Raw genomic sequence first — 22,613 nt, 5'->3', positions numbered from 1 at the left:
GCGCGTGAACAACTGAGGAAGATTAACATTTATGATGCGTATTGCTCTTTTCCTGATCACCAACCTGGCGGTGATGTTGGTATTTGGACTCATCCTGAGTCTGACAGGAATCCAGTCAAGCAGTGTTCAGGGCCTGATGATTATGGCGGGTCTGTTTGGCTTTGGCGGTGCGTTCGTTTCACTGCTGATGTCCAAATGGATGGCGCTGCGCTCCGTTGGCGGGGAGGTGATTACACAGCCCCGTAATGAGACCGAGCGCTGGCTGATGGAGACCGTGGGTCGCCAGGCGCAGCAGGCCGGCATTGCGATGCCGCAGGTCGCGATTTATCATGCGCCCGATATCAATGCCTTTGCGACCGGTGCACGCCGTGACGCGTCCCTTGTCGCTGTCTCAACCGGTCTGCTGCAGAACATGAGCCGCGATGAAGCTGAAGCCGTGCTGGCGCATGAGATCGCGCATATCGCCAACGGAGATATGGTCACCATGACCCTGATTCAGGGCATTGTGAACACCTTTGTTATCTTTATCTCGCGCATTATTGCGCAGGTTGCATCGGGCTTTCTGTCCGGCAACCGGGATGGTGAAGAGAGCAGCAACGGTAATCCGCTGGTCTACTTTGCAGTTGCAACGGTGCTGGAACTGCTTTTTGGTATCCTCGCCAGCATCATTACCATGTGGTTCTCACGCCACCGCGAGTTTCACGCTGATGCAGGATCGGCAAAACTGGTTGGCCGTGAAAAAATGATCGCCGCGCTGCAGCGTCTGAAAACCAGCTACGAGCCGCAGGAGCCAGGCAGCATGATGGCGTTCTGCATCAACGGTAAAAACAAGTCGTTCAGCGAGCTGTTTATGTCTCACCCGCCGCTTGATAAGCGCATCGAAGCGCTGCGCAGCGGGCAGTATCTGAAATAATCCGCTTAGCCGACGAAAAGAAAAGGCATCACCCTGGTGATGCCTTTTTTATTTGTGTGCGGGCAGCGTCAGGCCGCCGCGCGTGACTGGGTCAGCCGCACCAGACTTATCGCAGCGGCTGCGGAAGCAAAGCCTCCGGCAAGGATCAAAGAGGCGTGTGTGCCGCTGTCGCTGAACAGGTTAAACATCAGGGCCACCAGCGCTGCACCGGCACTTTGTCCTGTCAGCCGGGCGGTGCCCAGCATCCCGCTGGCTCCGCCGCTGCGGTTGCGCGGGGCAGCAGAGATAATGGTGTGATTATTGGGTGACTGAAACAGGCCAAAACCGGCACCGCACAGCATCATACGCCAGATGATATCTGCATCAGCAGGCTGCGCCGGGAGCATGGCCAGCAGAAACAGCCCGGCGGCAAACAGCGCCAGCCCCAGCCCGCCCAGCAGGCCGGCGTGATACTTCTCAATCAGACGTCCGGCAATCGGCGCCATCACCATTGTTGCCAGCGGCCACGGCGTCAGCAGCAGGCCGGTTGCCACTTCATCCCGGCCAAGCACGTTCTGCAGGTAAAACGGCAGCGATACCATCGCCAGCATCTGCGCGCAGAAAGAGCAGACGGAGGTGCCGATGGAGAGCGAGAACAGCGGCAGACGCAGCAGATCAACCGGTAGCAAGGGCACCGGCAGAGTTAGCTGACGCCGCACAAAGATAATACCGGTAACGATCAGCGCCGCCAGCTCGGTCACGATCAGGCTGGCAGGCTGCCCCTGCGAAAAGCCGCTCAGGGCAGTGATAAGTAACCCAAAAAACAGCGCGTTCATCACCGCGCTCGGAATATCGAACTTCTGCTGACGCGCTTTTTGCGGATTGTCAGGCAGAAAGCGCAGCGCCAGCCAGAGTGCGGCAAGGCCAAACGGGATATTAATTAAAAAGAGCCACTGCCAGCTGGCCACGGCCAGAATAGCCGCGGCTATAGTGGGGCCGGCGGCACTGGAGACCGCCACAATAAGTGAGTTGATCGCCATACCGCGTCCGAGAAACCTCTGCGGATAAATAATCCGGATTAGCGCGGTGTTGACGCTCATCAGCGCGGCGCCACCAAATCCCTGCAGCACGCGTGCCACGGTTAGCGTCGTCAGCGTGGAGGAGAGGGCGCAGAACAGCGATGTCGCGATAAACAGGACCAGGCCGGCCTGATAGATACGGCGGTATCCCAGCATATCACCCAGAAAGGAGAGCGACAGCAGCGAGATCACTATTGCGATCTGATACGCGTTAACTATCCAGATTGATTCAGCCGGGCTGGCGCTGAGATCGCGCGCTATCGTCGGCAGCGCTACGTTAGCGATAGCGCCATCGAGTACCGCCATCATAATACCCAGCGCAATCGTGATGATTGCGCCATAGCGCTGCGGCAGTGGAAGTCCATCCTGAGGGGCAATTGAAGGCATAATAGTGGTAAGTAAAGGAAGTGAATATCATCATGCTAATCAATTTAGCGCCGGAAAGCATCGCCGCAGGCGTGAAAAACCTCTATTTCGCTGATGCCGGCATAGCGAAAATGAAAACGGGCTCGCGCTGAGCCCGGAAGGGTTACTGGTTATCAATGACATCGCCGCTTTTTTTCAGCAGCGGACAGGCTGTTACACCGACAATTCCGCTATCGGTATGCAGATACCGGGCGGTCATCACGCCGCGTGCGGTCAGGTAGTTACACTCCAGGCCAAGACCCGCCGCTTTCTCAGCGCTGCCGGTCAGAACACCATAGCCGGTGAAGAGCAGAGCCAGCCACAGCAGGGCGAACAGCATCACCAGACGAATAAAATATTTCATTTCTATCTCCCGAAATTAAAAACGCGCCGCATCCGTTTGGCAATAAGCGCGACAGGCGTACCATGCCGTGCTTTACACGCCAATACGATCGGAGATAGCTGAAAGCGCTGCGGCAGGCAACTGCTTTTGTAGCAGAAGATATCTTTTCCTGGCGCAACGGGTAGAATTAGCGCCGTTAAATCCTTACTGATAGTCACCTGAGGCAGTTATGAACGAATTAGCCGCAAACTCCAGCCCGCTGCTGCACTATGGCATCGTGGCGCTCATTATCCTTGTGGCCTTTATCGTCTGGTTTTTTGTTAATCGCGCCAGCGTGCGAGCCAGCGAGCACCTGCAGCTGCTGGAAATGCTGGTGGAAGAGCAGAAAAAACAGACCGCACTGCTGCGTCGTATTGCGGAGGCGCAGGGAGAAACGTCATCCGCTGTACAGGATGACGAGGGCACGGCTTCACGCGACTTTATCCGGCTGATCCCGGAGCGCTGAGAATAAAAACGGAGAGGGCATGAGCCGCAAAAATCCCTGGTACGACGCCTCAAAAGCACACCATACCCCTGACGGGTTTTGCAATCCCGAAGGAGAACAGCGTAAGCCAGGTGATTTACAGCGCTGGCGTCGTGAACGCAAAGCGCAGCATCTCCCGCCGCCGCCTGCCAGCGGCTATGCTGATTTCAGCGCTCGCTGGTATCAGCAAGCCGATCTGAGCGGCAGCGACGATCGCATCTGGTGGCTGGGCCATGCCGCGCTGCTGCTGCGCCTTAAGCAGCGCTATATCCTGATTGACCCGGCTTTATCACCGCGTGCTTCGCCGCTGACCTTTGCCGGTCCTGAACGCCGGGTACCCTCACCGCTTGATGTGGCCCGGCTGCCGCAGCTCGACTATGTACTGATTTCACATAACCACTACGATCATCTTGACCGGGACACGATAAAGCGCCTGCTGCGCTGTTTTCCGGAGGTAAAGATGATGGTACCGCTTGGCCTGGGCGCATGGTGCCGGAAGCGGGGGGCCCGCAACGTCACCGAGATGGACTGGTGGGAGTCAGCAGATAGTCAGGATCTGAGCATTACTGCAGTGCCGGCGCGCCACTGGAGTATGCGCACGCTATGGGATCGCAATCGCTCGCTATGGTGTGGCTGGGTGGTGCGCTGCGGCACGCTCAACTTCTGGTTTTCCGGCGACAGCGGTTACAGCGATAGTCTGCTGCAGATCGCGCAACGGCTGGGGCCGTTTAATCTGGCCGCCTTGCCGGTTGGCGCGTATGCACCAGAATGGTTCATGAGCAGCCAGCATATGAACCCGCAGCAGGCCGTAGAATTATGGCAGTATGCCGGGCATCCATTAACGATACCTATACACTGGGGCGTGTATGAACTGGCTGATGAGGCGCTGGACGCGCCTCCTGCTGAACTGCAGCGTGTACTGGACGCAGCCGGAACGCCTCTGGCCGGACGATTCAGCCCGTGGCGGATAGGGGAGAGCCGGACGCTGTCAGATATTGAATGAGATTTTTCTTACCGGCGATGAATAGGGTGTACAGTTTTCTTAACCTGTCCGGGTTAGCGAGCTTATAAAAATAACAGATAAGTTCAGCAGGTTAATGCTTATATCCGGAGCGGCCGGATAATAATTTTCCCGGTTTTGGTGCAAAAGCGTTTTATAACCTTTACCCCGCTGGTTTAATTGTACAGTTTGTACATTAAGAGAAGCAGGCGCTGTTATTTTACAATGCAGGAATAAATAATCTTTTTCTGCCATAAAAGTGCAACACGTTTAACGTAGCGTTTCACGCCTGACGCAAATCGATGCGCTGCCGCTGCGCTTGACGTAGCTGTCGAAAACCGCTAGCCATCAAGGGTTTTGTGCGCCATTTCGTGTTTGCAGTTCCTGTTTTCGGGCGACGGTGCGCGGGTCTCAGATAATAATGTGCGACAAGTCGACCACTGTTTAAAAATGGCTTGCCATTATTTAGCGGATGTGTGATAACCATCAGCGGGTCAAACGAGGTACAGTTCTGTTTATGCATGGCATTTTCAGTAAAGAAGTTTTGAGTAAAGACGTTGACGTTGAATACCGCTTCCTTGCCGAACCTTAAATTAGTGCCTCATTCAGTAACGTCTCTGTTTCTCAGCAATACTGCCTCCGGGCAAAATAAACATTTAAAGGAATTTGCAAAATGGCAAAGATTAAAGGTCAGGTTAAGTGGTTCAACGAGTCTAAAGGTTTTGGCTTCATTACTCCTGCTGACGGCAGCAAAGATGTGTTCGTACACTTCTCTGCTATCCAGGGTAACGGCTTCAAAACTCTGGCTGAAGGCCAGCAGGTTGAGTTTGAAATCCAGGATGGCCAGAAAGGCCCTGCAGCGGTTAACGTTACCGCTATCTGATTTTCCGCTCAGCCCGGGTCACTGTACCTGCTGAAACGAATCCTAAGCCCTGCTCTCTGAGCGGGGCTTTTCTTTATCCTTTTTGTTACTCCTGCTTCAGGGTAAACTGCGCCGCTTATTGTTGAACCGGAGTCTGCTATGTCCCTGATCTGTCCCCTGTGCCGCCAGCCATTAACCCAGCAGCCGGGCGTGTTTCGCTGTGACGCTGGTCATCAATTTGACCGGGCCAGAGAAGGGTATGTCAATCTTCTGCCGGTGCAGCACAAGGGTTCGCGAGAGCCGGGTGACAGCCTGGAGATGCTGCAGGCGCGCCGCGCTTTCCTGGATGCCGGGCACTATCAGCCGCTGCGCGATCGCGTGGCAGCGATACTGGCGCAACGCCTGACGCGACCCGCGGCTCAGGTTCTGGATATCGGCTGTGGTGAGGGGTATTACACCAGCGCCATGGCCAGCGCGCTGCCTGACGCTGAAATCTATGGGCTGGATGTTGCCAAACCGGCTATCCGGATGGCGGCAAAACGCTATACGCAGGTACGGTTTTGCGTTGCCTCCAGCCAGCGGCTGCCGTTTGCCAGCGCGGTGCTGGATGCGGTGGTGCGCATCTATGCGCCCTGTAATGAAGAGGAGCTTAGCCGGGTGGTAAAGCCAGGCGGTTATCTGCTGACCGTTACGCCGGGTCCGCACCATCTGCAGCAGTTCAAGGCGCTAATCTATTCGCAGGTGCAGCTGCATGCTGCAGAAGAGAAAACCTATACCGGCTTTACGCTCTGTGAGTCGCAGTCTCTCAGCTATGACCTGACGCTCAGCGGCGCGGAAGCGGTAAGTCTGCTGCAGATGACGCCCTTTGCCTGGCGTGCAACGGAAGCGGTATGGCAGACGCTGGCAGAGGCAGAGCAGTTCCGCTGTGACGCGGATTTTACTCTCTCTCTGTGGCAGCGCGATTAGCGGGCGGCGAGGAGCGTATGCCAGATACGCTCCAGGTCATCCAGCGTATGCACAGCAATAAGCAGCCGGCGCCGCTCCAGCTGTATTACTAAAACCCCCTCCTGCGAGAGATTAATCGCGGCAATGCGCGCATAGCGGATCCAGATCCCGTTATCAAACAGGCCCTCCTGTTTCATCAGCAGCACCGGGCGACGCAGCCAGAATACCCAGAACGTCAGGGCGCACAGCACCATGATAAGCGTTGTCGTCAGCACCGGTCCTGCATCGCTGATATTTTTCCACAGCAGGATCAGCAGCAGTCCGATAAATATCGCGCTGTCGGGCAGGTGACGTCGTCGCAGTGCGACGCGCAGCAGAGTGACGCCTTTACGGCGCGGCAACACCACATCATGATAAATAGCAAACAGCAGCAGAGCGGCGATGCAGAACATCAGCAGCAGATCGGTCAGCGCCATTACCTCTCCTTTTTACACTCTGCCCATGTTACGCGTCCGGCCGGAGGGCGGTTTAGAGTCCCAGCAGGCCAATCGCGTAACCAATAATCCCGAGCGCAAAGAAACCGATGATGATCCACAGCGCGTTAACTTTGCGACGCAGCAGCCACATACAGCCAAATGTCAGCAGCAGCGGGATCAGGCCCGGCATAAGCTGGTCGAGAATCGACTGCACGGTGGTTACCGTGGTTTTCCCGGTCTGGTCGGTAATGCTGGATACCACCAGCGGCACGTTAACGTGGGTCCATTTATTGACCAGTGCGCCCATCACAAACAGGCCGAGGATCGAAGCGCCTTCGGTGAGCTTCTGCAGAAAACCGCCGCCCATATCGCTGACGATATCAACGCCTTTGCGATAGCCGTAAGCAACGCCGTAGTAGCGGGTCAGCAGGCGCACAACGTTAAACAGCACAAAAAACAGCAGCGGGCCCAGCAGGCTGCCGCTCATGGCAATCCCTGCACCAAGCGCGGCAAATACCGGCCGTACGGTGCCCCAGAAGATGGGATCGCCTACGCCTGCCAGCGGCCCCATCAGACCCACTTTAATGCCGTTGATGGCACCATCATCTATGGCGGCGCCGTTCGCCCGCTGCTCCTCCATCGCCATGGTGACGCCCAGTACCGGCGCGGCGACATAGGGCTGCGTGTTGAAAAACTCCAGATGACGCCGGATCGCCTGTTTACGAGCGTCGTCGTTTTCCGGGTAGAGGCGTCGGATCACCGGCACCATGGAAAAACAGAAACCGAGCGCCTGCATACGTTCAAAGTTCCATGACCCCTGAAGCAGGTTAGATCGTATGAACACGGCGCGGACATCACCGGAGGTGAGCTTTTTAGCTATTCGCGTGCTGTCAGCCATAGTGGCACCTGCTCCTAGTCAAGTTCATTATCAAGGTCGTTTTGCGAGGCACCTGCCGGCGCTGCGCCTGCGACCCGGTTATATTTCGGGGCGAGCTGGATATAGAGAATCGCCATCACGACGCCGATAACGCCCAGCGCAACCAGATTGAAATCAGTAAACGCGGCGGTGACAAATCCGAGATAGAAGAACGGCATCAGATAACCGGCGCGCATCATATTGATGACCATTGCGTATCCGACTACCACAATCATGCCGCCGGCGATATTAAGGCCGTTAGTGACCACCTCCGGAATGGAACTCAGCAGCGTATGCACGGCGCTGGTGCCGACAGAGATAGCGACAATCAGCGCCGGGATGGCGATGCGCATCGCCTGCAGCAGAAGGGCAGAGACATGGATCCAGGAGATAGCGGTGAGGTTACCTTTTGCGGCTGCGTTATCTGCCGCATGCTGAAACGCCACGGTCAGCGTTCGCACAAGAATGGTCAGCACCTGACCCGCTGCGGCCAGCGGGATCGCCAGAGCGATACCGGCACCGACGCTCTGACCGCCGGCAATCACCAGAATGGTGGATATGATGGAGGCGAGAGCCGCATCGGGCGCTACCGCCGCCCCGATATTCATCCAGCCCAGCGCAATCATCTCCAGCGTGCCGCCGATAATAATGCCGGTTTTCATGTCACCCAGCACGGCACCAATCAGGGTACAGGCCACCAGCGGACGGTGAAACTGAAACTCATCCAGGATAGAACCCATACCGGCAATACAGGCCACGATAAATATCAGCACAATCTGTAGCGTGGTTATTTCCATGTTGCATCTCCTCAGCACGCCCGCCGTAATGGCCGGGCGATAGCAAGTCAGGCGGTGGCCTTCGCAATCAGGTCCATCATAGTGAGTTTTTGATCGGTAGAGACTTTGCGTACCTCAAGCTCAATCCCGCGGGCGTTGAGCTGACGAAAAGCGGCAATATCTTTTTCATCTACTGAAACCGCATTATTGACCTGCGTTTTACCCTGACGAAATGCCATGCCGCCGATATTCACAGAGGTAATATTGACGCCCTGCGCAACCACGCGCTCAACGTCGGTGGGATTGGTAAACAGCAGCATGACGCGTTCGCCCGCATATTTGGGGTTATTCCAGACGCGGATCATTTTTGCGATATCGACCACGTGTGCGGTAACGCCCGGCGGCGCCACCTGGGTCAGCAGGGTTTTACGCACATGATCGTTTGCCACTTCATCACTGATCACAATAATGCGACTGACGCCGGTCTCTTTAGTCCAGCGGGTCGCTACCTGGCCATGGATCAGACGATCGTCTATGCGCGCCAGGCCGATTTTCATATGCTGGCCCGAAGCCAGCGGCGGCGGCGCAGATTTAACCGGCGCTGCGGCAGCGGAAACAGGTTCCGCCTTTAGCGCTTTTACGCCCTGACGCCCGGCGTCGGTGGCGACCTGCACCAGCGCCGCCAGTTCAGGATTATCATCGCGGGCCATCAGCGTTTCGACCAGCATCGGAATATTCACGCCAGCAATGACCTCCTGATCCGGGCGATCCGTGACGAGACGGCTGGCGGCATTAAACGGGCTGCCTCCCCATGTATCGACCAGAAACAGGACTCCCTGAGCGGTATCAAGTTCGGCCAGCCGGGCACGATACTTCTCCATCAGCGTTTCGGCGTTTTCACCGGGTGCAAAATCGATACAGGCGACATTGTGCTGTTCGCCCAGCAGCATCTCTGCTGTTTTCAGGAGCGGCTCTGCTGCCCAGCCGTGTGTACCAATGACTAATGCGATGGTCACCTGCTACCTCCGTTTATGACGAAACCCTGTCATTAAAGGACGTAGACAGGAATAAAGGATGCGGCCGGGCCCGTCAGGCAATATAAGCCTGAGCCGCACCGATGGAGCGCCCATCGGTTTGCGTTGAGGTCGCCGTTTATTTTAGTTAGCGAAAGAAGAAAGAGTGTGACGCCTGTCGGTTATCTGGTGTAACGGCGGTTCAGCGGACTTTTTTATGCCGTTTTTATGCGCCAGCGCAGCTATGTGTAAATGTAAGAAAATTTTTTGATCTTGTTGAGGTAACTGATACATTAACTTTCTGTTTATTACTCAGGAGTACCGGGCTCAAGCTCACCCTTATGGACCGTCACCGACGTCGCTTCTTATCCTTACTGTGCCAGCCGGCGCAGATCGCCACGCCGTTCAGCGTTATTTCGCCTTCGACTCTTCAGCTGTCTCACTTACCGGTGCAGGCTGATTTTCGTGCGTCTACTTTCTTAGCAAGGAGTCACTAATGGAGTTTCTCTTGGATCCCTCGATCTGGGCGGGGCTGTTAACGCTGATCGTGCTGGAAATTGTGCTGGGTATTGATAACCTGGTCTTTATCGCCATTCTTGCTGACAAACTGCCGCCAAAGCAGCGCGATAAAGCGCGACTGATCGGTCTGTCGCTGGCGCTGGTGATGCGCCTCGGCCTGCTCTCCCTGATCTCCTGGATGGTCACGCTGACCCGTCCGCTGTTCAGCGTCATGGATTTCAGCTTTTCCGGCCGCGATCTCATCCTGCTGTTTGGTGGCCTGTTCCTGCTTTTCAAGGCCACGATGGAGCTGCATGAGCGTCTGGAAAATAAAGGGATGGAGCAGCAGGGTAACCGCAACTATGCCAGTTTCTGGGCGGTGGTCGCACAAATCGTGGTGCTGGATGCCGTCTTCTCACTGGATGCCGTGATTACCGCAGTGGGGATGGTTAACCACCTGCCGGTGATGATGACTGCGGTGGTGATCGCAATGGGCGTGATGCTGCTGGCGTCGAAGCCGCTGACTAATTTTGTCAACGCTCATCCGACGGTTGTCGTGCTCTGCCTGAGCTTCCTGCTGATGATCGGTTTGTCGCTGGTAGCAGAAGGGTTCGGTTTCCATATTCCGAAAGGTTATCTCTATGCGGCGATCGGCTTCTCAATTTTGATTGAGCTGTTTAACCAGATCGCGCGCCGTAATTTTATGCGCCATCAGGCGCGCCGGCCGATGCGTGAGCGTACGGCAGAAGCTATTTTACGCCTGATGGGCGGGCGCAATCGTCAGCAGCAGCCTTCAGCAGATGAGCACACGCTGAATAACGCTATGCCGCAGGAAGCGTTTAAGGATGAAGAGCGCTATATGATTAACGGCGTACTGACGCTGTCGCAGCGCTCTATTCGCAGCATCATGACGCCGCGTGGCGATATCTCATGGGTTGATGTGACGCGTCCGCTGGATGAGATCCGGATGCAGCTGCTGGATACGCCACACAGTCTGTTTCCGGTGTGCCGCGGTGAGCTGGATGAGATTATTGGCGTGGTGCGCGCAAAAGAGCTGCTGGTGGCGCTGGAGCACGGTATGGACGTGGCCACGTTCGCATCAGGCTCGCCGGCGATTGTTGTCCCTGAGACGCTGGATCCTATTAACCTGCTGGGTGTGCTGCGCCGGGCGAAAGGCAGCTTTGTTATCGTAACCAATGAATTTGGTATGGTGCAGGGTCTGATTACACCGCTGGACGTGCTGGAAGCGATTGCCGGTGAGTTCCCGGATGAAGATGAGACGCCGGATGTGATCGCCGATGGTGATGGCTGGCTGGTTAAAGGCGGTACCGATCTGCATTCGCTCCAGCAGCTGCTCGACTACCATGAGCTGGTTAAACAGGAGGACGATCACGCTTCGCTGGCGGGTCTGCTGATTGAGCAGAAAGGTCAGCTGCCGCAGCCTGGTGAGGTGATCGATCTGCCGCCGCTGCACTTTGAAATTGTTGAGGCGACAGATTACCGTATCGACCTGGTGCGGGTGACTAAAGATGCGCCTCACGATGAAGATGAAGAAAACGCGTAATCGCGCGTAGCTGTTCAATCAGGGCCGTCGTGAAGACGGCCCTTTTTTTAACCCGCTGTTTCCTGATGCTGAACCAGCCATGCCGGAAAATCTTCGATTGGCATGGGGCGCGCATAGAAGTAACCCTGCAGATGATCCACCCCGCGTTCACGGAGATAAGAGGCCTGTTCAGCGGTCTCCACGCCTTCAGCCACCAGCGCAATTTTCAGCCGCTGCGCCAGTGAAATCACCATATCGGTTACCGTGGCGTTGATCGCGTCAGTGCCGATCGCCGCGGTGAAAATCTTGTCAATTTTCAGCACATCCGGCTGCAGATCTTTGAGGTAGGCCAGCGAACTGTGCCCGGTGCCAAAATCGTCTATCGCCAAGCGTACGCCAATGTTATGCAGCTGCGCCACGACCGACTGATCGATAACCGGCAAGGCGTCGCGCTCTGTCAGCTCTACAACCAGCTGCGGATGGGGATTAGCGGGCCACCAGATCTGTTGCAGATCTTCCACAATGGCGCGATCGTGAAAATGGCTGGCGGCGACATTAATCGCAATATGGAACGCGCTGCTTTGCGGCAGCTGCGGCAGCGCTTCTACGGCCCGGGCAATCACGAAGCGGGTAAGGGGGGCGATCAGGTTTTGCCGTTCCGCCAGAGGGATAAAGACGTCAGGCGCAATCCATCCCTGACGCGGATTATGCCAGCGCAGCAGAAGCTCAATACCTTCACACTGTTCGCTGCGGGCATTAATCAGCGGCTGACAGTAAACCATAAACTCACTGGCGGTGATGCCGTAGCTGATCTGCCAGCTGAGGCTCATGCGGTTGGCCGTTGCCAGCCAGACAATATAGCCAATCAGCAGGCTCAGCATCACCGCCAGCGGCAGCTGGGAAGGCAGCGTATTTAACGCCAGACGTGCTGGCGAAGGGCCGTAGAGCGTAATGGTGAACGGGTAACGTAAAGATGCCTGATCGTAAGCGACCTCGTCATCCGAGGGCAGCGTATGTTCAATCATCGGGTTACCATACTCAAGGCTCTGACCGCCCACGTTGAAAATAGCCCGCTCCACCCACGGCAGCTGAGGCTCAAGCAGATAATTGCTCATCAGTTCAACATTCACTACCTGCAGCAAGCCATCACGATTATTCAGCGATTTAGGCGTCCAGAGCAGCAGTACCGGTGAACCTTTAAGCAGATAATCATCGGTAGTGAGCAGCATACGCTGATTATTGAGCGCCAGCTCCGGATAGGTCTGACTAAAGGAGATATCGCGTGCGCCATAGATGCTGGAGCAGTAGATGGTGTCATTCTGCACCAGCAGCACGGTACGTACCGTCTGCAGCGCAGCGATCTTTTCAATCAGCGGATAACGCACCAGCGAACAGGGCAGGCCCACCAGTCCCAGCGTGTTATTAGCGGAGACGTCCAGCGGCGAGAACATACGGTCAAAGCGCTCAATCGCGCGGCTGGCAAAGTTAAGAGACTGCTGCTCAATACGTGACTTCTCTTCGATATAACGAAAAGTCAGGGTAAGGATCAAAACCAGCGTCGCGATCACTAACGCAATAAGCAGCCGCTTACGGCGAAATTGACCCACAAATTGCTGGGGAATGAGCATCAGTAACCACCTTGTTAAGACACAGACCAGGAGCAAATTAACGTGAAGGTTATCGGCATCGGGACGGCCAGGTTTAGCGCTGCCCGGTAAAAAAGCGGGCAATAAAAAATTGCGTCCTGCCGGATCCGCGCAGGAAAATTACAATATCTGGTTTGGCAACGCCGAGGTAGGTAAAAAAGCAGAAATCAGTATGAGTGCGCTGATTTTAACCAGCGCACTCCATAGAGGTATCAGTCACACTGAACTTTGATGGCCAGACCGCCACGCGAGGTTTCGCGATATTTAGCATTCATATCTTTGCCGGTCTCATACATGGTCTCAATGACTTTATCCAGCGAGACGCGCGGGGCGCTGGTCCGGCGCAGCGCCATGCGCGCTGAGTTGATGGCTTTGACCGATGCAATAGCATTGCGCTCAATACAGGGCACCTGCACCTGACCGGCAACCGGATCGCAGGTCAGGCCCAGGTTATGCTCCATACCAATTTCCGCGGCTACGCAAACCTGCTCCGGGCTGGCGCCCAGCAGTTCCGCCAGCCCCGCCGCCGCCATAGAGCAGGCCACGCCCACTTCACCCTGACAGCCCACTTCGGCACCGGAGATAGAGGCGTTCATTTTGTAGAGAATACCGATAGCGCCTGAGGCGAGAAAATAACGGATAAAAATATCGGGCGTGACGCTTTCGATAAAGTGATCGTAATAGGCAAGCACCGCCGGCACGATGCCGCAGGCTCCGTTAGTCGGGGCCGTTACCACGCGTCCGCCTGCCGCATTCTCTTCGTTTACCGCCAGGGCAAACATATTGACCCAGTCGATGACGTTCATTGGATCATTAGAGTGCTTGGTCGATGAGACCAGCAGGCGACGCAGAGAGGCGGCGCGGCGCGGAACGCGCAGCGGCCCCGGCAGCACGCCTTCGGTGTTCAGACCGCGGTCAATACACGCCTGCATGGTCTGCCAGACATCGGTAAAATAGCGGGTGATCTCTTCACGGCTGTGCAGCGCCAGCTCATTTTGCATCACCAGCCCTGAAAGCGACATGCCGGTCTCGCTGCAGTGGCTGAGCAGCTCTTTTGCCGAGTGAAACGCATAAGGTACCGCGACTTCATCCAGTACCGGCTGACCAAAATGCGCTTCATCCACGATAAACCCGCCGCCAATGGAGTAGTAGGTTTTCGTCAGGATCAGCAGATCGCCGGCAAACGCATACAGCGTCATACCGTTTTCGTGCAGTGAAAGATTCTCACTGCGGAACACCATGCCGCCCTCGCGCGGAAAGTCGACCTCATGCGCGCCCTTAGCCAGCAGCAGGCGCTCGCGCGTTTCCGTGTCTTTAATAAATGCCGGGATCGCATCGATATCCACGGTCGCAGGTTCATAACCCGCCAGACCCATAATGATAGCGATATCCGTATGGTGACCTTTACCGGTCAGCGAGAGAGAGCCATACACATCCACCGCTACGCGCGTGACATCCTGCAGTTTGCCCTGCTCAGCCAGCAGATCCACAAACTGTTTGCCCGCTTTCATCGGACCTACGGTATGTGAACTGGATGGGCCGATGCCCACTTTGAACATGTCAAAAACACTAATCAACGGTAACGCTCCTCACAAATACGGGGTTCTGCGGCCTGAGCCGTAATTGCGGCTAATAGTAATCGCCACGGCGGGCGAAAGAACAGCTTTTCGCATGAAATAATCTAATTATAAACCGCAGAAATAGTTATCAATCCATGCCTTTGTGAAGTGGATCGATTTTTCAGCCACGAGTTTACTTACGGCATTCAGGGCAGCGCGATCTGCTGACCAAGCGCGCGAATAATTCCGGCCGTCATGCCCCAGATAAAATAATCGTTATACCAGGAGAGCCATATCCGGTGCTGACGCTGGCCGCGATATAACGTCAGCGGATGATAGCGGGCCAGATGCAGTGCTTCACGCAGCGGCATGGTAAACGCGCTTTCCACTTCATCCGGGTTCAGCCGCAGCGGCATGGCTGGCAGGATCCCCACCACCGGCGTGACGGCAAAACCGGTACTGCTGGTGACCGCCGGCAGTACACCGGCTATCTGCACCTGACGGGGATCGATCCCGACCTCTTCCTGTGCTTCACGCAGCGCGGTATCGATTAGTGACGTATCGCTGGCATCCTGCATCCCGCCCGGAAAAGCGACCTGGCCGGCGTGTTTACGCAGCAGCGCCGAGCGCCGCGTCAGCAGCAGTGCCGGCTCGGCGCTGTTGATAATCGGCACCAGCACTGCCGCATGACGTCCGGCAGGGGCCGGCAGGCGTGCGGGCGGCGGAGGCTGCAGCATAAAACGCGTCAGAAACTGGCTGAGTTCGGCAGTCATATTACTTCTCATCGCTGAGGCAGGGCAGAATGCGGTTAACCTTATGGAAGGTCTCTTCATATTCAGACTGCATATCGCTGTCGGCTACCAGTCCGCCACCGGCGGCGCAGTAGAGAGTACTGTTTTCAGCGATCAGCGTACGAATGGTAATACTGCTGTCCATACGGCCACACAGGCTGATATAGCCTATGCTGCCGCACCAGGCGTTGCGACGATGCGGCTCCAGCTCTTCAATAATCTCCATCGCGCGGATTTTAGGCGCGCCGGTGATTGAGCCGCCCGGAAAGCAGGCGCGCAGCAGATCGGTGGCGCGCAGCCTATCCGGCAGGCGGGCCCGCACGGTGCTCACCAGATGATGCACTGCCGGAAAGGGTTCAACCACAAACAGCTCAGGCACGCTCACGCTGCCGGGTTCAGCCACCCGGCCGATATCATTGCGCATCAGATCCACAATCATCAGATTCTCCGCACGATCTTTCGCGGAGTGCGCCAGCTTTTCCGCCTGCAGACGATCGGCCTCCGCATCGGCCAGACGCGGCAGCGTGCCTTTGATCGGGCGCGTTTCAATAACGTTTTGCTGCAGAGAGAGAAAACGTTCCGGCGACAGGCTGAGCAGCGCGCTGTCCGGCAGACGCAGAAAGGCGCTAAAGGGCGCGCGATTGGCGCGCGTTAGGCGCAGAAACGCCTGCCACTCATCCCCGCTATAGCGCGCCTCGAAACGCTGAGCAAGATTGACCTGATAGCAGTCGCCTGCCTGAATATACGCCTGTACGGCATTGAAGCGGGCTGCATAGGCCTCGCGCGTCAGGTCAGAGCGCCACGCGCTGGTTAAGTGAAACGCACGCGGCAGCGGGAGCGCCTGCGCCTGCAGCCAGCGCCAGCGCGCGTCAGCATCGCTGAGAGAGACCAGCGTAAGCCGCTGCAGGTGATGATCGGCAATCAGCGCCCAGTCATAAAGGCCCACCGCCATATCAGGCGTCTGCAGATCCTGCTGCGCTACCGCCGGCAGCTGTTCAAACCGGCGGCCGAGATCGTAGCCAAACAGCCCCAGCGCACCGCCCTGAAAAGGCAGATCGGGATGGGCGGCGGGCGGCGGACCCAGCCGGTCAATCTGCCGCTGCAGCAGCTGCAGCGGATCCTCTTCAGAACGCTGAATGCCGGTGCCATCATCGGTTTCGGTATACCCGCCGCGCGTGGTGAGCGTGACGCGCGGATCGGCGGTCAGAATATCAAAGCGGTTATCAGCGTGATCGGCCTGACCTGAGGTCAGCAGCATGGCCCACGGGCGATGCGCCAGCGTGGAGAAGCGGTTCAGCAGAGCATCGGGACTATAGGTAAGCGTGAGGGTTTTCGCGATCATGGGTTCAGCAGCATTCAACAGGCAGAGGCGTAGCCTGGCATATTTTTTTGCCACTGGCACCTGTTTGTTCCGCGTGGGATAATGCCCGTCCGATTTAATCTGGAGTAACGTATGTTTACAGGGCTTCCGGCACTATCTCATGAGCAGCAGCAGCAGGCGGTTGAGCGAATTCAGGAACTGATGGCGGGCGGCATGGCCAGCGGCCAGGCGATTGCGCAGGTGGCGCAGGAAATTCGTGAGACCTTTACCGGGGAGGCGATTCGGGCACGCTTCGAAGATGAAGATGAAAACGAATAGTGCCCGAGCCGCTTAACGTGCGGCGATAATTTTTATTTCTACTTTATATTTCGGGTTCATCAGTCCGGCCTGTACGGTGCAGCGTACCGGCGCGTTGCCCGGTGATACCCATGCGTCCCAGGCGCGATTCATCGCCGCAAAATCCGCTTTATCCACCAAAAAAATTGTGGCGTCGAGAATATTGCTCTTGTCCGATCCGGCGCGCGTCAGAATACGATCGATGACTGCCAGCGCGTTGGCCGTCTGCGCCTCCGCATCGGCATCCAGATTTTCCGGGACGCTGGTGTAGTAGATCGTATTATCGTGTATCACGGCTTCGGACATACGGTGTTCGGGATCGATACGCGTAATAGACATGCTGTTCTCCTCTGTTTTTTGCTGCGCCAGCCTGCCATAACCGGGCTGCGATGTCATCTGTTGTGGTCGCGTCTGCGGAATCCTGACATAATTACAGTGTTTTTCAGGTTACAGGTGAGGATGTGTGGCAGACGATTTTGCAGCAGATGGCGCGTTAGCGCAGGCAATTCCGGATTTCAAACCGCGTGCGGCCCAGCATGAGATGGCACAGGCGGTCACGGCAGCGGTAACGCACGGCGGTGAACTGGTAGTAGAGGCGGGCACCGGAACCGGTAAAACCTACGCCTATCTGGCGCCTGCACTGCGCGCAAAAAAGAAAGTCATTGTCTCTACCGGCTCCAAAGCGCTGCAGGATCAGCTCTACAATCGCGATTTGCCTACTATTGCCCGGGCGCTCAAATTCAGCGGAAAAACTGCGCTGCTGAAAGGCCGCTCTAACTATCTCTGTCTCGAACGTATGGAGCAGCAAAACCAGAGCGGCGGCGATCTTACCGTACAGGCGCTGGGCGATCTTATCCACGTGCGCAGCTGGTCATCAGAGACCAAAGATGGCGATATCAGCAACTGCGCCGGCGTCGCTGAAGATAGCCCTGTCTGGCCTTACGTCACCAGCACCAATGACAACTGTCTTGGCAGCGACTGCCCGCTCTATAAAGAGTGTTTTGTCGTAAAAGCGCGCAAAAAAGCGATGGATGCTGATGTTGTGGTGGTGAACCATCATCTGTTTCTGGCCGACCTGGTGGTGAAAGAGGGCGGGTTTGGCGAGCTGATCCCGGAAGCGGATGTGATGATCTTCGATGAGGCGCATCAGCTGCCCGACATCGCCAGCCACTATTTTGGCCAGCAGCTCTCCAGCCGCCAGCTGCAGGATCTCGCCAAAGATATCATTCTTGCCTATCGCACCGAGGTGCGTGATGTGCAGCAGCTGCAGAAATCTGCCGATCGGCTGGCGCAGTGTGCGCAGGATTTTCGCCTGACGCTTGGCGAGCCCGGCTTTCGCGGTAATCTGCGCGATCTGCTCAGTGATAACAACGTCATGCGCATGTTTACTCTGCTGGATGATGCGCTGGAACTCTGTTACGACGTCATCAAACTCTCCCTGGGACGCTCAGCGCTGCTTGATGCAGCCTTTGAGCGCGCGGCGCTCTATCGCACCCGCCTGAAGCGATTGCGTGCCATCAGCGAACCCGGTTTCAGCTACTGGTATGAATGTACCAGCCGTCACTTTACGCTGGCGCTGACGCCGCTTTCAGTCGCGGAGCGTTTTCGCGAAGTGATGGATACGCGTAAAGCGGCCTGGGTGTTTACGTCCGCCACGCTGGCGGTGAATGAACAGGTCGGCCATTTCGCCAGTCGTCTCGGGGTTGAGCAGGCGCAGACGCTGATCCTCGACAGTCCGTTTGACTACGCCCGGCAGGCGCTCCTGTGCGTGCCGCGCAATATGCCGGAGCCGAATGCGCCCGGCGGTGCCCGGCAGCTGGCGCGGATGATGAAGCCGCTGATTGATGCCAATAAAGGACGCTGCTTTTTTCTCTGCACCTCACACAAGATGATGCGTGAGCTGGCGGCCGAGTTTCGTGCGTCGATGACTCTGCCGGTGCTGCTGCAGGGCGAAACCAGCAAAGGGCAGCTGCTGAAGCAGTTCCTGGAGGCGGGTAACGCGCTGCTGGTCGCGACCAGCAGCTTCTGGGAAGGCGTCGACGTGCGTGGCGATGCCCTGTCGCTGGTCATCATTGATAAACTGCCCTTTACCTCGCCAGACGATCCGCTGCTGAAGGCGCGCATGGAGGATTGCCGGCTGCGCGGCGGCGATCCGTTCAGTGATGTGCAGCTGCCGGATGCGGTGATTACCCTCAAGCAGGGAGTGGGGCGTTTGATCCGCGACACCGCCGATCGCGGCGTACTGGTAATTTGCGATCAGCGTCTGGTCGCGCGTCCTTACGGCGAACTCTTTCTCAGCAGCCTGCCGCCTACGCCGCGGACCCGCGATCTGGCGCGTGCGATCGACTTTGTCCGGCAGGCTGAGGAACACTAATTTATGCCGCTTTGTGATAAGATGCGCGCCATTTTGATTCTCTGAGGTTGTTATGTCCGCCCGAATTTTAGCACTGGACACGGCGACAGAAGCCTGTTCTGCCGCGCTGCTGAATCAGCAGCAGATCGATGCCCGTTTTGAAATTGCTCCGCGCGATCACACGCAGCGCATTCTGCCGCTGGTGCAGTCGCTGCTGCAGGCGCAGCAGCTGGACCTGACCGCGCTGGATGCGCTGGCGTTTGGGCGCGGGCCGGGCAGTTTTACCGGCGTTCGCATTGGTATTGGCATTGCGCAGGGACTGGCGCTGGGCGCGAATTTACCCATGATTGGCGTCTCTTCGCTGGCAACGATGGCGCAGGGAGCCTGGCGGCTGACCGGTGCCACTCGTGTGCTGGTGGCGATTGATGCACGTATGGGTGAAGTCTACTGGGCTGAATATCAGCGCGATGATGCGGGTCACTGGCACGGCGCCGACAGCGAAGCGGTACTGAAGCCAGAAGCTGCTGCCGCCCGCATCGCGGCGCTGAGCGGCGAGTGGGCGACCGCAGGCACCGGCTGGCAGGCATGGCCTGAGCTGATGACCAAGCCGGGCGCAACGCTACTGGCCACCCCGGTTACGCTGCCCGCGGCTGAAGATATGCTGCCGCTGGCGCTGCAGGCGTGGCAGCGAGGCGACACCGTAGCGGTGGAGCATGCAGAGCCGGTTTATCTGCGTAACGAAGTGGCGTGGAAAAAGTTGCCCGGACGCTGAGTCGCCACGCAACTTATTTTTGCACCTCCAGTCTAAATTAAAAATTACAGGAGATGTGCTTATGCCAGGTTATCGTGCTGGAATCGCTGGTGGCGTACTGGCGTGTGTATTGCTGCTGAGCGGCTGCGTCAGCGTACCCGATTCTATTAAAGGAAGCTCGGCGCTTCCGCAGCAGGATTTATTGCGCGTGATGAACGCCCCCCAGCTCTATACAGGGCAGGAGTCACGCTTTGGCGGTAAAGTAGTCCGCGTCACAAACCTCAACGGGCTGACGCGGCTGGAGATAGCCACGCAGCCGCTGGATGAGAGCGCCCGGCCCCGGCTGGGGGCTGCATCAGTCGGACGGATATATGCGGATCTCAAAGGATTCGTCGATCCGGTTGATGTGAATAACCAATATGTTACGGTGCTGGGTACTATCAAAGGCACCGAAAAAGGTGAAATTGGCAAGGCCAGTTATAACTTTGTTGTGATTGATGTGCGCGGCTATCAGCGCTGGCATCTGACTCAGCAGGTAATGACGCCGCCGCAGCCAATCGATCCCTGGATCGGATATGGCCCGACGCGGCATCATCCGGGTTACTGGGGACCAAACCCTTACTGGGGGATGAACCTGGGGGGGCCGGCTCAGGTACAGACTATTCTGACCGAGTAGCCGCCACATACTTTTCCGGCCCGGTTGCGGTGCACGCAGCCGGGCTTTTTTATTGGGCGCGTAACCGGCGCGCGAAATTTAGTGATGGGCTTCGCAACCTGAAAATGCCATAACCGGCAAACTGGTACAATCAGTTAATGTATTGTTAATAACACTGATTGCAGAGGCGGCGATGGCTACGCAACAAGAATATCGGGGTGACTCTTTGACCAAAGTTTGGCTGAAACGCTATCCGCCAGATGTGCCAGCAGAAATAAATGCCGACCGTTATCCCTCTCTGGTCGATCTCTTTGAACATGCGGTGTTGCACTATGCCGACAACGTTGCCTTTATCAATATGGGGCAGCCGCTGACCTATCGCCAGCTCGACGCGCAGAGCCGCGACTTTGCCGCCTGGCTGCAGCAGGGGCTGGGACTGCAGCAGGGCGATCGCGTAGCGCTGATGATGCCTAATCTGCTGCAGTATCCGGTGGCGCTGTTTGGCGTACTGCGTGCCGGCATGGTGGTGGTAAATGTTAACCCGCTCTATACCCCGCGCGAGCTGAAACATCAGCTCAATGACAGCGGTGCCAGTGCCATTGTTATTGTCTCCAATTTTGCCCACACGCTGGAAAAGGTTGTGGCAGAGACGGCGGTGAAGCATGTAATGCTGACGCGGATGGGCGATCACCTGGCGCCGGTCAAAGCGACGCTGGTGAACTTTGTGGTCAAATATGTCAAAAAGCTGGTGCCGAAATACCATTTGCCCGGTGCTGTACCGCTGCGGCATGCGCTGCAGCAGGGGGCACGCATGGCTTATCAGCGTCCGGCGCTCAGCAATGACGATCTGGCATTTCTGCAGTATACCGGCGGCACCACCGGCGTCGCCAAAGGCGCGATGCTCACCCATGGCAACATGCAGGCAAACCTTGAGCAGACAAAAGCCACCTACGGCAAACTGCTGCGCGCCGGGCAGGAGCAGGTGGTAACGGCGCTGCCGCTCTACCATATTTTTGCGCTGACGGTTAACTGTCTGCTGTTCCTCGATCTGGGCGGCACTAACCTGCTGATCACCAATCCGCGCGACATACCCGGATTCGTTAAAGAGCTGGCTAAGTTTCCGTTTACCGCCATTACCGGCGTAAATACGCTGTTTAACGCACTGCTGAATGATGAAAACTTTAATAAACTCGACTTCTCCACGCTGCGGCTCTCCGCTGGCGGAGGCATGTCGGTCCAGAAAGCGGTAGCGGAGCGCTGGGAAAAGCTTACCGGGCACTATCTGCTTGAAGGCTACGGCCTCACCGAATGCTCCCCGCTGGTATCGGTTAACCCTTACGATATCACCTGCCATACCGGCAGTATCGGCCTGCCGGTGCCCTCTACTGATGTACGGGTTATTGACGATCAGGATAACGATGTGACGCCGGGTGAGCCGGGAGAGCTCTGTATCCGCGGCCCGCAGGTGATGGCGGGCTACTGGCAGCGTCCTGATGCCACGCTGGAAGTGCTGAAAAATGGCTGGCTGCATACCGGCGATATTGTTACCGTGGACAGCGAAGGGTTTATCCGGATTGTCGATCGTAAAAAAGATATGATCCTGGTGTCCGGCTTCAACGTCTATCCCAACGAAATTGAAGATGTGCTGATGCAGCATCCAAAAATTCGTGAAGCTGCAGCGATTGGCGTGCCAAGCGAACTCTCGGGGGAAGCGGTGAAGGTCTGTGTTGTTAAAAAGGATCCCGGGCTGACTAAAGAAGAGGTGCTGGATCACTGCCGTCGTCAGCTGACCGGCTACAAAGTGCCGAAAATTATCGAGTTTCGTGAAGAGCTGCCAAAGACAAACGTGGGCAAAATTTTACGCCGCGAACTGCGCGATGAGGCGAAGCGGGAAGGGCAGTAGTGTCGCCATGCTTCCCCAGGTTAACGC

The 22,613-nt window shown here is 56.7% G+C and carries 22 protein-coding genes and 1 pseudogene; 12 read left to right on the top strand and 11 right to left on the bottom strand.

Going from position 1 to position 22,613, the window contains the following annotated elements:
* The first annotated feature begins 31 nt into the window (after positions 1-31).
* The gene (gene htpX, locus AC2CF9_RS03280; RefSeq protein WP_065649128.1) at positions 32-913 is read left to right on the top strand and encodes a protease HtpX; all 882 of its coding nucleotides are present in this window, start codon (positions 32-34) and stop codon (positions 911-913) included.
* A gap of 68 nt (positions 914-981) precedes the next feature.
* On the opposite strand, the gene AC2CF9_RS03275 is transcribed toward htpX, so the two are convergent.
* Positions 982-2,358, bottom strand: coding sequence for an MFS transporter (locus AC2CF9_RS03275; RefSeq protein ID WP_150016288.1), 1,377 nt, complete (start codon positions 2,356-2,358; stop codon positions 982-984).
* A gap of 142 nt (positions 2,359-2,500) precedes the next feature.
* On the bottom strand, positions 2,501-2,740 hold the full coding sequence (locus tag AC2CF9_RS03270) for a YobH family protein (RefSeq protein WP_150016287.1): 240 nt from the start codon (positions 2,738-2,740) through the stop codon (positions 2,501-2,503).
* Positions 2,741-2,948: 208 nt separating this feature from the next.
* On the opposite strand from AC2CF9_RS03270, the gene AC2CF9_RS03265 reads away from it, so the two are divergent.
* From AC2CF9_RS03265 to rlmA, 5 genes and pseudogenes are all read left to right on the top strand, one after another.
* Positions 2,949-3,224 (top strand): YebO family protein, encoded by a 276-nt coding sequence (locus AC2CF9_RS03265; protein WP_094111077.1) that lies wholly within the window; start codon positions 2,949-2,951, stop codon positions 3,222-3,224.
* Positions 3,225-3,243: 19 nt separating this feature from the next.
* The gene (locus tag AC2CF9_RS03260) at positions 3,244-4,245 is read left to right on the top strand and encodes an MBL fold metallo-hydrolase (protein WP_484556242.1); all 1,002 of its coding nucleotides are present in this window, start codon (positions 3,244-3,246) and stop codon (positions 4,243-4,245) included.
* Between the two features lie 514 nt (positions 4,246-4,759).
* Positions 4,760-4,831, top strand: a pseudogene (locus AC2CF9_RS03255) (DUF2627 domain-containing protein); the annotation flags it as partial.
* Positions 4,832-4,915: 84 nt separating this feature from the next.
* Positions 4,916-5,125: a transcription antiterminator/RNA stability regulator CspE gene (gene cspE / locus AC2CF9_RS03250; protein ID WP_021510024.1), complete on the top strand. Its 210-nt coding sequence runs from the start codon at positions 4,916-4,918 to the stop codon at positions 5,123-5,125.
* Between the two features lie 138 nt (positions 5,126-5,263).
* Positions 5,264-6,070 (top strand): 23S rRNA (guanine(745)-N(1))-methyltransferase, encoded by an 807-nt coding sequence (gene rlmA / locus AC2CF9_RS03245; RefSeq protein WP_484556241.1) that lies wholly within the window; start codon positions 5,264-5,266, stop codon positions 6,068-6,070.
* Here rlmA and AC2CF9_RS03240 read toward each other — a convergent pair.
* From AC2CF9_RS03240 to manX, 4 genes are read right to left on the bottom strand one after another with little or no spacing between them, the layout of a single operon-like run.
* A complete protein-coding gene (locus AC2CF9_RS03240; RefSeq protein ID WP_484556240.1) occupies positions 6,067-6,525 on the bottom strand; it encodes a DUF986 family protein in 459 nt (152 codons plus the stop codon). The genes rlmA and AC2CF9_RS03240 overlap by 4 nt on opposite strands.
* Positions 6,526-6,577: 52 nt before the next feature.
* Positions 6,578-7,423 carry a PTS mannose transporter subunit IID gene (locus AC2CF9_RS03235; RefSeq protein WP_150016282.1) on the bottom strand — a complete coding sequence of 282 codons (846 nt, stop codon included), beginning with the start codon at positions 7,421-7,423 and terminating at the stop codon, positions 6,578-6,580.
* Between the two features lie 14 nt (positions 7,424-7,437).
* On the bottom strand, positions 7,438-8,238 hold the full coding sequence (locus AC2CF9_RS03230; RefSeq protein WP_108569380.1) for a PTS mannose/fructose/sorbose transporter subunit IIC: 801 nt from the start codon (positions 8,236-8,238) through the stop codon (positions 7,438-7,440).
* A 47-nt stretch (positions 8,239-8,285) separates the two neighbouring features.
* Positions 8,286-9,233: a PTS mannose transporter subunit IIAB gene (manX, locus tag AC2CF9_RS03225; protein ID WP_108569379.1), complete on the bottom strand. Its 948-nt coding sequence runs from the start codon at positions 9,231-9,233 to the stop codon at positions 8,286-8,288.
* A gap of 493 nt (positions 9,234-9,726) precedes the next feature.
* On the opposite strand from manX, the gene AC2CF9_RS03220 reads away from it, so the two are divergent.
* Positions 9,727-11,292 carry a TerC family protein gene (locus tag AC2CF9_RS03220; RefSeq protein ID WP_484556239.1) on the top strand — a complete coding sequence of 522 codons (1,566 nt, stop codon included), beginning with the start codon at positions 9,727-9,729 and terminating at the stop codon, positions 11,290-11,292.
* A 47-nt stretch (positions 11,293-11,339) separates the two neighbouring features.
* On the opposite strand, the gene AC2CF9_RS03215 is transcribed toward AC2CF9_RS03220, so the two are convergent.
* The 4 genes from AC2CF9_RS03215 to pabB all read right to left on the bottom strand — a co-directional run bounded on the left by AC2CF9_RS03215 (position 11,340) and on the right by pabB (position 16,609).
* A complete protein-coding gene (locus tag AC2CF9_RS03215) occupies positions 11,340-12,899 on the bottom strand; it encodes an EAL domain-containing protein (RefSeq protein ID WP_484556238.1) in 1,560 nt (519 codons plus the stop codon).
* A 230-nt stretch (positions 12,900-13,129) separates the two neighbouring features.
* On the bottom strand, positions 13,130-14,494 hold the full coding sequence (locus AC2CF9_RS03210; RefSeq protein ID WP_039384754.1) for an L-serine ammonia-lyase: 1,365 nt from the start codon (positions 14,492-14,494) through the stop codon (positions 13,130-13,132).
* Between the two features lie 188 nt (positions 14,495-14,682).
* Entirely contained in the window at positions 14,683-15,249 is a 567-nt protein-coding gene (locus AC2CF9_RS03205) for a CoA pyrophosphatase (RefSeq protein WP_150016278.1), read from the bottom strand.
* Between the two features lies 1 nt (position 15,250).
* Positions 15,251-16,609, bottom strand: a complete 1,359-nt coding sequence (pabB, locus tag AC2CF9_RS03200) for an aminodeoxychorismate synthase component 1 (protein WP_484556237.1) — start codon at positions 16,607-16,609, stop codon at positions 15,251-15,253.
* Between the two features lie 111 nt (positions 16,610-16,720).
* On the opposite strand from pabB, the gene AC2CF9_RS03195 reads away from it, so the two are divergent.
* Positions 16,721-16,906 carry a YoaH family protein gene (locus tag AC2CF9_RS03195; protein ID WP_039384746.1) on the top strand — a complete coding sequence of 62 codons (186 nt, stop codon included), beginning with the start codon at positions 16,721-16,723 and terminating at the stop codon, positions 16,904-16,906.
* Between the two features lie 12 nt (positions 16,907-16,918).
* Here AC2CF9_RS03195 and AC2CF9_RS03190 read toward each other — a convergent pair whose 3' ends face one another.
* The gene (locus tag AC2CF9_RS03190) at positions 16,919-17,263 is read right to left on the bottom strand and encodes a RidA family protein (protein ID WP_150016277.1); all 345 of its coding nucleotides are present in this window, start codon (positions 17,261-17,263) and stop codon (positions 16,919-16,921) included.
* 124 nt (positions 17,264-17,387) lie between these two features.
* Between AC2CF9_RS03190 and yoaA the strand changes: the two genes are divergently transcribed.
* From yoaA to fadD, 4 genes are all read left to right on the top strand, one after another.
* The gene (yoaA, locus tag AC2CF9_RS03185) at positions 17,388-19,298 is read left to right on the top strand and encodes a DNA repair helicase YoaA (RefSeq protein ID WP_484556236.1); all 1,911 of its coding nucleotides are present in this window, start codon (positions 17,388-17,390) and stop codon (positions 19,296-19,298) included.
* 52 nt (positions 19,299-19,350) lie between these two features.
* Positions 19,351-20,049: a tRNA (adenosine(37)-N6)-threonylcarbamoyltransferase complex dimerization subunit type 1 TsaB gene (tsaB, locus tag AC2CF9_RS03180; protein WP_484556235.1), complete on the top strand. Its 699-nt coding sequence runs from the start codon at positions 19,351-19,353 to the stop codon at positions 20,047-20,049.
* 61 nt (positions 20,050-20,110) lie between these two features.
* The gene (locus tag AC2CF9_RS03175; protein WP_150016274.1) at positions 20,111-20,704 is read left to right on the top strand and encodes a Slp family lipoprotein; all 594 of its coding nucleotides are present in this window, start codon (positions 20,111-20,113) and stop codon (positions 20,702-20,704) included.
* Positions 20,705-20,909: 205 nt separating this feature from the next.
* Positions 20,910-22,586: a long-chain-fatty-acid--CoA ligase FadD gene (fadD, locus tag AC2CF9_RS03170; protein WP_484556234.1), complete on the top strand. Its 1,677-nt coding sequence runs from the start codon at positions 20,910-20,912 to the stop codon at positions 22,584-22,586.
* Positions 22,587-22,613 lie beyond the last annotated feature (27 nt).

It is taken from the genome of Pantoea sp. SYBGC1 (assembly GCF_057197005.1).
This window is presented reverse-complemented; position numbering and strand designations above follow the sequence as displayed.

Bases quoted from the DNA above. Each gene is read 5' to 3' on its own strand.
- htpX (WP_065649128.1), top strand. From the start codon at position 32: ATGATGCGTATTGCTCTTTTCCTGATCACCAACCTGGCGGTGATGTTG.
- AC2CF9_RS03275 (WP_150016288.1), bottom strand. From the start codon at position 2,358: ATGCCTTCAATTGCCCCTCAGGATGGACTTCCACTGCCGCAGCGCTAT.
- AC2CF9_RS03270 (WP_150016287.1), bottom strand. From the start codon at position 2,740: ATGAAATATTTTATTCGTCTGGTGATGCTGTTCGCCCTGCTGTGGCTG.
- AC2CF9_RS03265 (WP_094111077.1), top strand. From the start codon at position 2,949: ATGAACGAATTAGCCGCAAACTCCAGCCCGCTGCTGCACTATGGCATC.
- AC2CF9_RS03260 (WP_484556242.1), top strand. From the start codon at position 3,244: ATGAGCCGCAAAAATCCCTGGTACGACGCCTCAAAAGCACACCATACC.
- cspE (WP_021510024.1), top strand. From the start codon at position 4,916: ATGGCAAAGATTAAAGGTCAGGTTAAGTGGTTCAACGAGTCTAAAGGT.
- rlmA (WP_484556241.1), top strand. From the start codon at position 5,264: ATGTCCCTGATCTGTCCCCTGTGCCGCCAGCCATTAACCCAGCAGCCG.
- AC2CF9_RS03240 (WP_484556240.1), bottom strand. From the start codon at position 6,525: ATGGCGCTGACCGATCTGCTGCTGATGTTCTGCATCGCCGCTCTGCTG.
- AC2CF9_RS03235 (WP_150016282.1), bottom strand. From the start codon at position 7,423: ATGGCTGACAGCACGCGAATAGCTAAAAAGCTCACCTCCGGTGATGTC.
- AC2CF9_RS03230 (WP_108569380.1), bottom strand. From the start codon at position 8,238: ATGGAAATAACCACGCTACAGATTGTGCTGATATTTATCGTGGCCTGT.
- AC2CF9_RS03220 (WP_484556239.1), top strand. From the start codon at position 9,727: ATGGAGTTTCTCTTGGATCCCTCGATCTGGGCGGGGCTGTTAACGCTG.
- AC2CF9_RS03215 (WP_484556238.1), bottom strand. From the start codon at position 12,899: ATGCTCATTCCCCAGCAATTTGTGGGTCAATTTCGCCGTAAGCGGCTG.
- AC2CF9_RS03205 (WP_150016278.1), bottom strand. From the start codon at position 15,249: ATGACTGCCGAACTCAGCCAGTTTCTGACGCGTTTTATGCTGCAGCCT.
- pabB (WP_484556237.1), bottom strand. From the start codon at position 16,609: ATGATCGCGAAAACCCTCACGCTTACCTATAGTCCCGATGCTCTGCTG.
- AC2CF9_RS03195 (WP_039384746.1), top strand. From the start codon at position 16,721: ATGTTTACAGGGCTTCCGGCACTATCTCATGAGCAGCAGCAGCAGGCG.
- AC2CF9_RS03190 (WP_150016277.1), bottom strand. From the start codon at position 17,263: ATGTCTATTACGCGTATCGATCCCGAACACCGTATGTCCGAAGCCGTG.
- tsaB (WP_484556235.1), top strand. From the start codon at position 19,351: ATGTCCGCCCGAATTTTAGCACTGGACACGGCGACAGAAGCCTGTTCT.
- AC2CF9_RS03175 (WP_150016274.1), top strand. From the start codon at position 20,111: ATGCCAGGTTATCGTGCTGGAATCGCTGGTGGCGTACTGGCGTGTGTA.